The 12,562-nt window shown below is 49.0% G+C and carries 15 protein-coding genes; all 15 read right to left on the bottom strand.

Features of this window, described 5'->3' with window-relative positions; all coding sequences use genetic code 11:
- Positions 1-253 precede the first annotated feature (253 nt).
- Positions 254-1,129, bottom strand: coding sequence for a 16S rRNA (adenine(1518)-N(6)/adenine(1519)-N(6))-dimethyltransferase RsmA (gene rsmA / locus SIN01_RS11905; RefSeq protein ID WP_010027440.1), 876 nt, complete (start codon positions 1,127-1,129; stop codon positions 254-256).
- Positions 1,126-1,686 carry a ribonuclease M5 gene (gene rnmV / locus SIN01_RS11900; protein WP_010027438.1) on the bottom strand — a complete coding sequence of 187 codons (561 nt, stop codon included), beginning with the start codon at positions 1,684-1,686 and terminating at the stop codon, positions 1,126-1,128. The genes rsmA and rnmV overlap by 4 nt, the downstream gene beginning before the upstream one ends.
- A 15-nt stretch (positions 1,687-1,701) precedes the next feature.
- Positions 1,702-2,487, bottom strand: a complete 786-nt coding sequence (locus tag SIN01_RS11895; RefSeq protein ID WP_010027437.1) for a TatD family hydrolase — start codon at positions 2,485-2,487, stop codon at positions 1,702-1,704.
- A 340-nt stretch (positions 2,488-2,827) separates the two neighbouring features.
- Positions 2,828-4,837 (bottom strand): methionine--tRNA ligase, encoded by a 2,010-nt coding sequence (gene metG, locus SIN01_RS11890; RefSeq protein ID WP_010024228.1) that lies wholly within the window; start codon positions 4,835-4,837, stop codon positions 2,828-2,830.
- Between the two features lie 201 nt (positions 4,838-5,038).
- On the bottom strand, positions 5,039-5,926 hold the full coding sequence (rsmI, locus tag SIN01_RS11885; protein ID WP_010024227.1) for a 16S rRNA (cytidine(1402)-2'-O)-methyltransferase: 888 nt from the start codon (positions 5,924-5,926) through the stop codon (positions 5,039-5,041).
- Positions 5,895-6,179 carry a GIY-YIG nuclease family protein gene (locus SIN01_RS11880; protein ID WP_010024226.1) on the bottom strand — a complete coding sequence of 95 codons (285 nt, stop codon included), beginning with the start codon at positions 6,177-6,179 and terminating at the stop codon, positions 5,895-5,897. The genes rsmI and SIN01_RS11880 overlap by 32 nt, the downstream gene beginning before the upstream one ends.
- Positions 6,176-6,913: a tRNA1(Val) (adenine(37)-N6)-methyltransferase gene (locus tag SIN01_RS11875; RefSeq protein WP_010024225.1), complete on the bottom strand. Its 738-nt coding sequence runs from the start codon at positions 6,911-6,913 to the stop codon at positions 6,176-6,178. The genes SIN01_RS11880 and SIN01_RS11875 overlap by 4 nt, the downstream gene beginning before the upstream one ends.
- Positions 6,914-6,946: 33 nt before the next feature.
- On the bottom strand, positions 6,947-7,303 hold the full coding sequence (gene yabA, locus SIN01_RS11870; protein ID WP_010024223.1) for a DNA replication initiation control protein YabA: 357 nt from the start codon (positions 7,301-7,303) through the stop codon (positions 6,947-6,949).
- Positions 7,304-7,317: 14 nt separating this feature from the next.
- The gene (locus SIN01_RS11865; RefSeq protein WP_010024221.1) at positions 7,318-8,148 is read right to left on the bottom strand and encodes a PSP1 domain-containing protein; all 831 of its coding nucleotides are present in this window, start codon (positions 8,146-8,148) and stop codon (positions 7,318-7,320) included.
- Positions 8,149-9,144, bottom strand: a complete 996-nt coding sequence (gene holB / locus SIN01_RS11860) for a DNA polymerase III subunit delta' (RefSeq protein ID WP_010024220.1) — start codon at positions 9,142-9,144, stop codon at positions 8,149-8,151.
- A 72-nt stretch (positions 9,145-9,216) separates the two neighbouring features.
- On the bottom strand, positions 9,217-9,654 hold the full coding sequence (locus tag SIN01_RS11855; RefSeq protein ID WP_010024219.1) for a YaaR family protein: 438 nt from the start codon (positions 9,652-9,654) through the stop codon (positions 9,217-9,219).
- Positions 9,655-9,683: 29 nt separating this feature from the next.
- Positions 9,684-10,013 carry a cyclic di-AMP receptor DarA gene (gene darA, locus SIN01_RS11850; protein ID WP_010024218.1) on the bottom strand — a complete coding sequence of 110 codons (330 nt, stop codon included), beginning with the start codon at positions 10,011-10,013 and terminating at the stop codon, positions 9,684-9,686.
- A 34-nt stretch (positions 10,014-10,047) separates the two neighbouring features.
- Positions 10,048-10,719 carry a dTMP kinase gene (gene tmk / locus SIN01_RS11845; protein WP_029548127.1) on the bottom strand — a complete coding sequence of 224 codons (672 nt, stop codon included), beginning with the start codon at positions 10,717-10,719 and terminating at the stop codon, positions 10,048-10,050.
- A gap of 5 nt (positions 10,720-10,724) precedes the next feature.
- A complete protein-coding gene (locus SIN01_RS11840) occupies positions 10,725-12,167 on the bottom strand; it encodes an aminotransferase class I/II-fold pyridoxal phosphate-dependent enzyme (protein WP_010024215.1) in 1,443 nt (480 codons plus the stop codon).
- 115 nt (positions 12,168-12,282) lie between these two features.
- Entirely contained in the window at positions 12,283-12,447 is a 165-nt protein-coding gene (locus SIN01_RS15090) for a hypothetical protein (protein ID WP_156994763.1), read from the bottom strand.
- Between the last annotated feature and the right edge of the window lie 115 nt (positions 12,448-12,562).

The following is a 12,562-nucleotide window of genomic DNA, read 5'->3' as shown; positions in this document are numbered from 1 at the left end:
AGGCGCCAGAGCGCTTTCATGTCTTGGGCTAATTCTTATTGATGAAATGCCGCTTATCGTTGTACCACAAAGCAAAATCATTTGCTTTTTACGTAAAAATACAAGTCAGATGCTTTATCCCAAGGGTATTTTCATTCAAGCGGTATCCCGCTGCCTCAAGCGGTCATGAATGTTTCTTACCTGTAAAAAAGACGTCTCAAGGTCTGCTTTTGACACGTCTTTTAAATCATCCGCCACAAATGGGGTATAGCGGTTATTCTTTCATCTTCTGCAATTGACTGCTGAGCGCCGCAAATTCCTCAATCGACAGCGTCTCGCCTCGCCGGCGCGGGTCAATCTGTGCCGTCTCCATTGCCGCAAGCAGATCGTTTTTTCGTTCTTTGGACCAAAAATTGTTCATCAAGTTGTTGAGCAGCGTCTTCCTGCGCTGCGCAAAGCTGGCGCGCACCACTTTAAAAAAGAACGCTTCATCATCGACGCGAATTTTTTTCTGTGGGCGGACATCCAAGCGAATCACAGCCGAATCGACATTCGGTTGTGGTACGAATACCGTCTTCGGAACCGTCATTACGATTTTTGCTTCAGCAAGATACTGAACGGCAATGGATAACGAACCATAACTCTTTTCGCCTGGATCGGCCTGTAGTCGACTGGCGACCTCTTTTTGAATCATAACAACAATCGTTTTAATGGGCAGACCACCTGTGAGTAGCTTCATCAGAATAGGGGTCGTGACGTAATAGGGCAGATTGGCAACAACCGTCACGGACGTTCCCGGCGGGCATTCCTGTGCCAGGATCTGCGCGACATCCAGCTCAAGCACATCGCCAAAATGGATCGAGACATTGTCGAAGTCCTGCAGCGTGTCGGCAAGGACTGCTTCCAATCTACGGTCAATTTCTACCGCGATGACCTTTTTGGCCCGGCCGGCAAGGACCTGCGTCAGCGCCCCGGCTCCGGGACCAATTTCGAGGACATAGCTGTTTTCATCGATTGAGGCTGAGGTTGCAATATTATTTAGGATGTTCTCATCAATTAAAAAGTTCTGACCAAGACTTTTCTTTAACGTAAATTGATGCTTGCGTATAACGTCTTGCATTCTTTTTGGTGAGGAAATTCTTTTATTCATAATGATTGCTCCTTTGCTCCAATGGCATCCATTGCCTGCTTCAGGTCACGTTCAGAGATTTGGAACATACGCAGCCGCTTGTAGAGCTGCTTGCCGTTGGCGTAGCCGATGTTCAGTTGGTCGCAGAGCTGCTCACGGATCTTACGCGACGCTTTGCTGCCAAGTAGGCCTAGGCTTCTTAGTGTTTGCATACTGATCTGTTCCTCCGGTTCCTCGAATTGTGTGTAAACCTTCGCTAAGGAACGGAGAATCGTGTGCGGAGCCGCATGCTCGATCCCCAGACTCTCGTTTGCTCCGCCTTGCCCTTCGGCACGAGTAATAAAGGCATGCTTGCAGCCGGGTACCGCCTGACTGACAATCTTGCGAATTCGCTCACCGGGATAATCGGGATCAGTAAAAACGATGACCCCGCGGCGCTTCTGCGCATTTTGAATCGCCCGGATCGTCCGTCTGCTGACGCGCGAGCCGTTCGTTTCAATCGTGTCGGCATCAAGCGCCCGGCGAATGGCTTCGGTATCGCTTCGGCCTTCGACGACAATAATTTCTTTCACAATCATAAGTTTTCTCCTTGGTTAACCATTTTCAGAGGATTCATCAATTCGGAAGCAGCGCAATGCGTTTTGCGTCGTTTGCTTTGCAACTTCTTCAAGCGACAGGTCTTTCAGCTCAGCAATTTTTTCCGCAACAAGCCGTACTCGCGCCGGTTCATTACGTTTGCCGCGAAACGGGTGGGGGCTGAGAAACGGACAATCGGTTTCGATCAGTAGGCGTTCAATCGGCACTTTGGCTGCCGTTTCCCGCTGCAGCTGTGCATTTTTAAACGTGACCGGCCCGCCAAAGCTAATGTAAAAATTCAAGTCGATAAACCGTTCTGCCCATGTCCAGTCATCGCTGTAGCAATGCATCACGCCGCCAATTGTTTCCGCATGTTCTTCACTCAGAATCCGCGCCACATCCTCTGTCGCTTCGCGGCTATGAATGATAAGCGGCAGTCCGGCATCCTTTGCGAGTCGAATCTGCCTGCGGAAGACGTCATGCTGCACTGCTTTCGGCGATTTATCCCAATGATAGTCAAGACCAATTTCTCCGAGCGCAACGATTCCCGGATGCGCCAGTCCGCGCTTGATCATCTCGAGGTCGGCATCGGTCATATCAATGGCGTCCTCCGGATTCCATCCGATCGCGCCATAGATTAACTTATGCTGATCAATGATTGGAAAGACGCGTTCAATCGTTGGCCGATCCACTCCGACAACCATCATCCGGTCAACCCCGGCTTGCTGGGCACGCGCAAGCACTTCTGAAAAATCAGCATCAAACGATTCATCATTAATATGTGTATGTGTATCAAAGAGCATGAAGCATCCTCCTCTATTCTTACGCATGGTTATGCCAAGAAAAACTGGGTAAAAAATGCCCGGTCCCTAATCTCCAGCCATGTGTGATGGGCTCGTGTCTTCTCGGTGCTGAATCGTCGCTTCGATTACTCGCTTGCCGCGGGCAGTCCAGGAGCCTCCTCAGACACGCAGGAGCTTTGCGGAGGTTCCTCTTGGCATGCACCATTAGCCTGAATCATCCAGCACGCTTCGTTCAAAGCTGCATCTTTACCGTACTTTTAGACAGTCTTATTCTGCAAAAAAGCGGGATCTGCGCGACTGTTCGCTCATCTCCCGCTTGCTTTTTTATCCTTATTTCAGCTTAGCGAATTTTCGTTCCGTTCGGTAGCGGCCCGGACACCGTTGCCACCTTAAGCGTCCCGTTTGCATCGCCTGCAAGTAGCATGCCTTGAGACAGCTCGCCTCTCAGTTTGACCGGTTTCAAGTTGGCAATCACAATGATCTTCAAACCAACGAGTTCTTCCGGCTTGTAGTATTCCGCAATCCCGGAAACAACCTGGCGCTTTTCATAGCCAAGATCAAGCTGTAGTTTCAACAGCTTGTCGGCGCCCTTAACTTTGTCCACCTGCAAGACTTCAGCGACCCTCAGGTCAATCTTTTGAAAATCATCCAGATTTATTTGTGCCGGTGCTTCGGCATTCTTTTTCGCCTTTGATTTGCTTTCTTTGTTTCCGTTTGGTTTTGTATCGGATGCGCCGCGCATTTGCGACTTGATGTAAGCAACCTCTTCCTTCAGATCAAGACGAGGGAAGATCGGTTCTCCCTTTTGCACCGTCCACTGACCCTTGTTTGCGCTCAGATCACGGATTGAATCCCATGCCTGATCTTCAGCTTGAGTCACGCCGAGCTGCGTAAACATTTTCTTCGGGGTCGACGTGAAGAACGGTTGAATCATAATCGCGACAGCGCGAATCGTGTTCACGAGTTGCCCGATCACCGAACTCAACGCTTCTTTCTTCGCTTCATCCTTAGCAAGTACCCAAGGCTGCGTATCATCGATATATTTATTCGTTTGTCCGACGAGTTTCCAAATTGCCGAAAGAGCAACTGAGAACTGCAGATTTTCCATCTGTTCTTCAACGGTCGCAAGCGTTATCTTCAGTGCGTCCTCAAGGCCTGCATCAAAGTCGGTGACATGACCCGCATAGGCAGGTACTTTCCCGTCAAAGTATTGGCCACACATTGCAACGGTTCGGTTCAACAGGTTGCCCAAATCGTTTGCAAGATCAAAATTAATACGCTCAACGAAAGCCTCCGGTGTGAACATACCATCGGATCCGAACGGCACTTCGCGCAGCAGATAGTAACGCAGCGCATCCAGCCCATAGCGGTCGATCAAGGGTTCCGGATCGACAACATTCCCTTTCGATTTGGACATTTTTCCGTCCTTCATCAACAGCCAGCCGTGTCCGTATACCTTCTTAGGCAGCGGAAGACCGAGTGCCATCAGCATAATTGGCCAGTAAATCGTATGGAAGCGAACAATTTCCTTACCCACAAGGTGCACATCGGCCGGCCAGAACTTCTTATAATTGGTATCGTCTTCTGAACCGTAGCCAAGCGCCGTAATATAGTTGGTCAGTGCATCCAGCCATACATAGACCACATGTTTCGGATTGTTCGGAACCGGGATGCCCCATGAGAAAGAGGTCCGTGATACCGCAAGATCCTCCAGCCCCGGTTTGATAAAGTTATTAATCATTTCATTTTTACGCGATTCCGGCTGAATAAAATTCGGATGTTCTTCATAGTATTGAAGCAGTCGATCCGCATATTTGCTCATCTTAAAGAAGTAGCATTCTTCCTTAACCTTTTCAACTTTGTGGCCGCTGTCCGGGCTTTTTCCGCCGATCACTTCGCCTTTTGCGTTCTTTTCTATATCGACCAGCTGCGACTCGGTATAATAAGTTTCGTCAGGAATGCTGTACCAGCCTTCGTATTGACCAAGATAAATATCGCCTTGGCGTTCCAGCTGTGCAAAGATTTTCTGAACAACCTTTGTATGACGCTTTTCAGTCGTGCGAATGAAGTCATCATAGGAGATGTCGAGTTTTTTCCAAAGCTGCTTGATTTGGGCAACCATACCGTCGACGTATTTGATCGGCGTCACGCCTTTTGCTTTAGCTTTCTCCTCGATCTTCTGTCCATGTTCATCCGTTCCGGTCAAGAACATGACATCATAACCGCGCAGCCGTTTATACCGGCACATCGCGTCTCCGGCCACCGTTGTGTACGCATGACCGATATGTAGTCTACCGCTTGGATAGTATATAGGCGTTGTCAGATAAAAAGATTTATGTTCCTCTGTCATTAGCCCGTGCAACCTCCTTATTTCTTTCCGTTTCCAAATGATCCCTATCTTAAAAACTATACGTTTCGACTGTATGAATGTCAAGAAAGTGAATGCCTTACCATCTTATATTAAAGAATGCGTTTGGTGTTCGTATTCCAAGCCTTTCCAAGTAAGAAAAGTCTATTCAAAAAGGATCCGCATCTGTCTGCGCATCCTCGTTTATTGCGATTCAATTTGATGGTAAATACGATAAATGTCCCGTTTCGGCTGTGCGCGATCGATCGCCACCTGCTTAATCGCCTCTTTGGCACGCCAGCCTTTCTCACGAATATAGTGGTCCACATGCTCCTGAATCGTCAGCGCCGACCACCAAAGCTCATCCTCACGTGTCTCAGCATCACCGCTGCCGTCAACAACGAGGCAAAATTCACCTTTTGGTGCTTCACCGCCTGTAAAGAAGTTGATCGCTTCCTCAAACGTCCCGCGGATAAACGTTTCATAACGCTTCGTCAGCTCGCGAGAAATTGAGATCTGCCGATTCCCAAACACTTGACGAAGGTCGGTCAACGTATCCTTCACGCGAAACGGCGATTCATAGAAGATCAGCGTATAGGGCAGCATCCGCAGCGCATCAAGTACCTGGGCACGCGCTTTGCCTGCGCGCGGGAGAAAACCGTAAAATAAAAAGTGATCGGTGGACAGCCCGGACGCAATCAGTCCGCTTAGCGCTGCATTTGCACCAGGAAGCGGGATGACGCGAATCTGATGCGCGATGCAGGTAGCGGCAAGGTCTGCTCCCGGATCGGAAATTCCCGGTGTCCCTGCATCCGTTACAAGTGCAACATTTTTTCCATCTTCAAGCTCGGCAAGCAGCTTGTCCCCACTTGCCTTTTTATTGTGCTCATGATAGCTTACAAGCGGCGTATGGATGTTGAAATGGGTACACAGTTTCATGGTGTGCCGTGTATCCTCAGCAGCAAGAAGATCCGCTGTTTTCAATACATCAAGCGCTCGGTAAGTCATGTCCTCGAGATTGCCAATCGGCGTCGGGACAAGAAACAAACATCCTTTTCCATTATCGCTTTGAAAACTGCGCTGCTCCCACATCATGTCCGCTCCTTTGAATCAGTGCCAACTTCTCTTGGCGCGTTAACTGTTTAATCGACCATTCACGACGCAGTGCCGCCGATTTATTCTCAAGTTCTTCCTGATAAACAATGCGCAAGGGCTTATGACTGCGTGTGTAGCGTGCCCCTCTGCCGCTGCAATGCAGGGCAAAGCGCTTGGCAACATCAGCCGCATAACCTGTGTAGAGGCTGCCGTCCGCACATTCTAGAATATAAACACTATAATGATTCATTGCTTCTGCCGCACATCCTCTGTATACTGACCTGCCGCATCATAAACAACAATCGGCTTCAGTACCGTAAGACCGGGCTTCCCGCCCTTCGTTCCTTCCACCAGCACCATGTTGGCCGGTTTCTGTCTGTGCGGATGTACCCATTGCATCCGTTTCGGTTCGATGCCTTGCGCGCGCATACCGGAAATAAGCTCAACCAGCCGCTCCGGACGATGTACGAGCGCCAGCTTTCCGCCCGGTTTCAGAAGGCGGGCACTGATTTCGAGAACATCAGCAAGCGTGATCAGTAATTCGTGCCGTGCAACCGCCAAATGCCGGTTCAGCTTCATATCGCGCGCCGCATCAACCGTAAAGTAGGGCGGATTACACGTGACCACATCACAGCTACCGCGACCGATGAGGGCATCACTATCCTTGGCATCTGCACATAGAAAGGTGACTCGGTCCTCTAAATGATTTAAAACCGTGCCTCGACGAGCCAGCGCGCACACTTCCGACTGAATCTCAATACCGATAATGCGTCCCTTTGTTCGCTGCGATAATAAAAAGGGAATCACACCACCCCCGGCACAAAGATCCACGAGCTGCCCTTTTTGAATGGGAACATAAGCAAAGCGGGCCAGCAGTACAGAATCCAACGAAAAAGGAAAAAGCTCGCTCGATTGAATAATCTTTAGATCGGTATCGAAAAGGTAATCAACCCGCTCATGATTCTGTTCCTGCTGTTCGTTCATTCATTTCACCCTAATTCCGTTCTTGTTCCTCTTTCATTTTTTATTAAGAAAGGAAAGGCAGAACAAGCAGTCACCATCTTTACGCACGCTGCCATAATGCAAATTGCAAATATGAAAGCCTTCTTGATAGAGCCGCGCCAGGTTGTCGTATCCTTCGCCGATATCCGGCTCGGAAACGGTGCCTTGCGGTTTCGCCTGATTCTGTTCATTTTGAAAACGCGCCTTTCCATCCTCAAGGCGCTTTCTCAGATTCTCATTTTCAAGCGTAAGATTCTGGTTTTCTTCAAGTACCGAAGCAAGCTGCGCCTTCAGATTTCCGAAATCAACATAGATTTGCCCCAGCTGATCTTCCAAATGACTGACTTGTGAGAAAATGTCCTTCTTCTCCAAGTTCATCCACCCTCTTATTTAGTGGCTTGCGAAGAAATAACCCCTTCTTCAATAAGCTCATCCAATGTATACTCAACAACTTTTTTCTGCTCTTTCAGTTCAATTTGAACCAAATGCTGCAGAATATTTAAACCAACCACTCGACCGGATCCGTAACTGACTTCAATTACAGAGCCAATATCCGGTAACGCTTTTTTCGCAGATTCGTATTGATCATTTTCATACTTCAGGCAACACATCAGCCGTCCACACACCCCGGAGATTTTCGCAGGGTTCAGAGACAAGTTCTGGTCTTTCGCCATTTTAATGGATACGGGTTCAAAGTCCCCCAAAAAAGTCGAGCAGCAGAGCATGCGTCCACATGGACCAATACCACCTAGCATTTTGGCCTCGTCGCGTACGCCAATCTGACGCAATTCGATTCTTGTCTTAAACACGGAGGCCAGATCCTTGACCAGTTCGCGAAAATCGACGCGTCCATCGGCAGTAAAGTAAAAAATAATTTTGTTACGGTCAAATGTATATTCAACATCCACCAGCTTCATTTCCAGGTGGTGGTTGTAGATTTTCTGAAGACAAATATCCATCGCAGCCTGTGCGTCTTCTCTATTCTTTTGCACCTGCTGTTCATCCGATGCCGTTGCAATACGCACGACCTTTTTCAAGGGCAGAACGACATCTTCTTCATCTACTGTTTTTCTCCCGATCACGACGGTTCCGCATTCAATGCCACGCGTCGTTTCGACAACAACATGGGCATCAACCGGAATGTCTCGTTTATCCGGATCAAAATAGTAGATCTTACCGGCTTTCTTAAATCGAATGCCGACAATATCGTAATTCATTTATCGGATACCTCCTAACCTGATCACCAGCCGTTCCATCACACTTACCCCATTAACGTGCGCATCCAATTGTTTGCGCGCATCAAGAATAAGCGACATCGCTTGAACGGCCTGATCCGATGAAAACGAGAGCATTTGCTCTTTTAATCGATCCATCTGATCTTCATAGACAACTTCTTCTCGTCGATTTAAGTGCAACGAAAGCAAATCTCTGTACCAGTAAAGCATCAAGTCCAAACCGACCGTCATTTTCTGATTATCATCAAAGTTGGGAGCGAATTTTTCATAAATATAGAGTTGTGCCGCTTCTGTGGACTTGCACAATCCTTTTAGTAATTGTAACACTTGAGAACGCGCCTCGGCAAACCATTCCGCTCTAGAGAGACGTGCCGCTTCTTCATAATCATGTGTGAGCGCAACCGCCGGTTTGAGAAGCGGCTGCGGCAATCCTTCTTCGGTCATGCGTCGAATAATCGCGTGATCCGATAAAGGCACAAAGGAAAGCACCTGGCAGCGGGAAATAATGGTATCGAGCAGTTGGTGAATCCGTTCAGTAATAAGAAGAGCGAGTGTTCCCGAATGCGGCTCTTCGATAAACTTGAGTAAGCTGTTTTCAGCCTGTGCTGTCATCTTTTCCGCCTGTTCAATGATAAATACCTTGCGTCCAGATTCGACACTGTGGTAGGCGAACTCCTTCATCAAATAAGCAATCTGCTCTTTTTTAATCGATGCGGCTCCTTCTTCTGGCACCACCCAGATCACATCAGGATGGTTTCCGGATGCAATTCGCCGGCAGTTCCTGCATGTAAGGCACGGCCCTAGATCAGTCGGCTGCTCGCAAAACAAGGTTTGTGTCACAAGCATAGCCGTCTCATGCTTTCCCGTTCCCGCCGGACCTTCAAGCAAGTAGGCATGCGCCAGCTCTTTTCGATCAATCGCATGCTGAAGCACTTTTGCCACTGTTTGCTGCTCTTTGCTTAACTGTTGCCAATCCATGATCTTGCACGCTCGCTCTCTGATCTGATTCGTATGTGTTGCGTCAGTTCGTAGAATTTTCGGCCCGCTTTTTTAAACATACAGATTGATCAGCATGCCGCGTATCTCATCCAGCTGATCAAGCAGGTCCACTTCATCCTTTTGTTTCTCCAATAACGCATTGGTCAGCGTGATCAATTTTTGATTGACGGTCTGAACCAGCGTTTGTTTCATGCCGCCTTGCTGCCATGAATGTGCCTGCGTGGTGCTCAACCCACTCCGCACCGCTTCTTGCAGGAATGTTTGAATGTACTTCTTGTAGAGCTGCAGATCGCGAACCGTGCGCGATACCGACACCCGCTTTGCCTGCTGGTTCACCTGATCCAGCAAGGCTTTGAGCGCATCGCTTTGCATCGGGCCCTTCTGAGCATTTAATATGCGGGCAAACGATGCTTGCGGCTGGACTGCGGCACGTTCCCGCGGCGCGCGCGGATCGCTGATTCCGGTAGACTGGTTGATTTTAATCGCCATGAATGATGTCCTCCCGATACTGCTTGATCCTAAAAATGTTTAAATTGATCGACGTCGAGAACGAAAACCGTTGCACCGCCAACTTCAACCTCAACCGGATGCATCATGTAGCCGTCCGTATTCGCGTCAAGCGAAGATATTGGTGAGATCACCTGATTACGCGTGTGACAATGCTGCTTAATTAAATCCAGTAATTCGTCCACACGCCTGTCTTCGGTACCAATCAAAAGGGTCGTATTGCCGGAACGCAGGAATCCCCCCGTACTTGCAAGTTTCGTCGCATGAAGTTTCGCAGCAACAAGTGCCTGTTGGAGATTCGCACTATCCTTATCCTGAACTACTGCAACAATCAGCTTCATCTGCATCATTCCCTTCGAATGGGCTTAAACCGCATTAATCAAATCGACGGATAAACTGAAAGAAGTCGTCACAAATCATTTGGTGTACGTGCTTTTGGTCTTGGGCACCATCAATGAGACGGATCCGTTGTTTATTTTCTTCATAAATAGCGTGAAATCCTTCCCGCACGCGCTGGTGATAAGCTAGCGCCCGCATCTCAATTCGATCCAAGTCGGCAGCATCCTTCATCGCACCCAACTCAGCCGCGCCACTACGCCGTTTCATACGCTGTCTGCCGATCTCCGGTTCAATATCGATCATGTAGGTACGATCCGGAGTCAATCCGCCGGTTGCAAAGTCATTGATCTGTTTAACGGTCGCAACCGATTCATCCAGACCGTACCCCTGATAGGCAATTGAGGCATCGACGAACCGGTCGCACAGAACGATCTTGCCTGCCTTCAGTGCCGGTAGAATTTTCTCAGATACATGCTGACTCCTCGATGCAGCGTACAGCAAAATCTCCGTGTGATCGGCGAGTTCAGTATGTTCCGGATTCAAGATGATCGAACGAATCGCATCGCCAATCGTTGTTCCGCCTGGTTCTCTTGTAAGGATAAAGCTGCGTCCGCACCGCTCCAGTTCTTCGGCAAGCTGGTGGATCTGCGTCGTTTTTCCCGATCCGTCCGGTCCTTCAAATGTAATAAAAAGTCCTTTATCTGTCATCCATTTCATTCTCCCTCATGCTGATAGATCATTATTCTTCCTTCATTCGTGCTTGCATTTTGGAAGGCCGCACCCGCCTGCTGCCAATAACGAATCAGCGCCAGACTTCGTTCAGTAATGCGCTCGCCTTCAACAACAATCGGAATGCCGGGCGGGTAGGGAATCACTTGTTCCGCCGCGATCCGGCCGACCGCCTCACTTTGCGCAACCGATTCGCGGGGCAGTGCCGCCAAATCTCGGTACGAATCCATTAATGTGCTGCACTCTGGAAAAGGGGGCATCTGCCACTCCTTTGACTGTATCGTTTTCGTGCAGGACAGCAAGACCTGTTCAATGCGGTGAACTGCAGCATCATAATTGATTTCATCCGTCAGTCCAAGCACAAGCAGTACGTGATGCGGATCAGCCATCTCCGGATACACGCCGGCATCGAGCAATTTGCGCTGCACGGCAAAACCGCTTTCTCTTGTATGTGGACGCAGTGCAAGTTTAAACGGATCCATCAAGAAGTCGTTCGGCTGTTCGTGCTCCACAGACAAACCATCAATTTCCTGCAGCTGCCGCACAAACGCATCTCGGTGGGCAAGAATTCTTTTAAACCGGTCGGAACGAAGCGTCGCTAGCCAGCAGCGTGCCAAATCCAGAGAAGCCATAATCGGATAAGACGGACTCGAACTTTGCAGCATTGCCAGTACCGTTTTCACCTTAGCGCTTGCCACCCGGTTTGAATTGATATGGAGATAGGCACCCATCGTCATTGCCGGCAACATTTTATGCGCCGAATGAACCACAAGATCAGCGCCCAGATCCAAGCTGCTCGGCGGCACAGGAGCGCCAAGTTTAAAGTGAGCCCCGTGCGCCTCATCCACTAAGACCGTTAGTCCTGCTTGGTGCGCTCGGGCGATTAATTGACCGATCGAGCGTGCGGCTACACCGTAGTACGTTGGGTACGTCAAAACAAGTGCCGTTGCCTGCGGATAGCGGCCAAGCGCCTCTTCCAGCGTCTGCGGATCGATGCCTTGCGCAAATCCTGATTCCGCAGCAACAGCCGGTGCCAAGAAAACCGGGCGCACCCCCGCCAGTTTCAACGCGTTAAATACAGACTTGTGGCTGTCGCGCTGGACAAACACGCAATCTCCCGGCGCACAAGCCGCCAGTATCATTGTTAAGTTGCCTACTGTCGAACCGCCGACAAGAAACAAGCTTTCCCGCGTTCCATAATAGTCAGTCAGCAGCTGCTGCGCCTCATCAAGTATCCCCTCCGGATGATACAAGTCATCCAGATCGGCGACCTCCGTTGCATCAAGTGAAAGCAGCGGTGAAAAATAAGGCCGCGCTTTTTTTGAAAAAATGAGACCGTCCTTATGCCCCGGAACATGAAACGAGCAGACCTGTGTTCGATGATAGTTCGTTAATCCGTCTAAGACGGGTGTTTTCGTTTGATCCATAACGGAACTTCCTTGACTGTTGATACTCTTATTTTAGCATAGACCGGCCATTTTCAACCATGAATAACTTGAGGCAGTCCACTCACTTGAACAATCAAGCAAACTTCAGCACCCGTTATTTCTTACCCAATTTAGCAAACAATTCCGTAGCACCAAGGATGAGTAGAGACAGGGCAAAGAGGATCATTGCTGAGGTATGCGAGAACGTTTGATCATTTAAAATCACGAGACTTAAAAGAAAAAGAAGAATACCAATGATAAATCCGGCAAAACGTTTCATATAGAATCAACTCCAAACGGGGAATTTCATCGTCTTAGAGGAACTGTGAAGGGTAAATCATTAGAAAAACCGGGCGAAAAGCGTCCGGTCCTTAATCTCCAACCAGTGATGGACT

Origin of the sequence: Sporolactobacillus inulinus, from assembly GCF_006539285.1 — a bacterium.
Taxonomy (GTDB): domain Bacteria; phylum Bacillota; class Bacilli; order Bacillales; family Sporolactobacillaceae; genus Sporolactobacillus; species Sporolactobacillus inulinus.
The sequence above is the reverse complement of the archived record's forward strand: the minus strand, read 5'-3'. Positions and strand labels throughout refer to the sequence as shown.

Excerpts from the sequence above, each read along its gene's own strand:
- rsmA (WP_010027440.1), bottom strand. The coding sequence starts at position 1,129 with ATGAATAAAAGAATTTCCTCACCAAAAAGAATGCAAGACGTTATACGC.
- rnmV (WP_010027438.1), bottom strand. The coding sequence starts at position 1,686 with ATGATTGTGAAAGAAATTATTGTCGTCGAAGGCCGAAGCGATACCGAA.
- SIN01_RS11895 (WP_010027437.1), bottom strand. The coding sequence starts at position 2,487 with ATGCTCTTTGATACACATACACATATTAATGATGAATCGTTTGATGCT.
- metG (WP_010024228.1), bottom strand. The coding sequence starts at position 4,837 with ATGACAGAGGAACATAAATCTTTTTATCTGACAACGCCTATATACTAT.
- rsmI (WP_010024227.1), bottom strand. The coding sequence starts at position 5,926 with ATGTGGGAGCAGCGCAGTTTTCAAAGCGATAATGGAAAAGGATGTTTG.
- SIN01_RS11880 (WP_010024226.1), bottom strand. The coding sequence starts at position 6,179 with ATGAATCATTATAGTGTTTATATTCTAGAATGTGCGGACGGCAGCCTC.
- SIN01_RS11875 (WP_010024225.1), bottom strand. The coding sequence starts at position 6,913 with ATGAACGAACAGCAGGAACAGAATCATGAGCGGGTTGATTACCTTTTC.
- SIN01_RS11865 (WP_010024221.1), bottom strand. The coding sequence starts at position 8,148 with ATGAATTACGATATTGTCGGCATTCGATTTAAGAAAGCCGGTAAGATC.
- holB (WP_010024220.1), bottom strand. The coding sequence starts at position 9,144 with ATGGATTGGCAACAGTTAAGCAAAGAGCAGCAAACAGTGGCAAAAGTG.
- SIN01_RS11855 (WP_010024219.1), bottom strand. The coding sequence starts at position 9,654 with ATGGCGATTAAAATCAACCAGTCTACCGGAATCAGCGATCCGCGCGCG.
- darA (WP_010024218.1), bottom strand. The coding sequence starts at position 10,013 with ATGAAGCTGATTGTTGCAGTAGTTCAGGATAAGGATAGTGCGAATCTC.
- tmk (WP_029548127.1), bottom strand. The coding sequence starts at position 10,719 with ATGACAGATAAAGGACTTTTTATTACATTTGAAGGACCGGACGGATCG.
- SIN01_RS11840 (WP_010024215.1), bottom strand. The coding sequence starts at position 12,167 with ATGGATCAAACGAAAACACCCGTCTTAGACGGATTAACGAACTATCAT.
- SIN01_RS15090 (WP_156994763.1), bottom strand. The coding sequence starts at position 12,447 with ATGAAACGTTTTGCCGGATTTATCATTGGTATTCTTCTTTTTCTTTTA.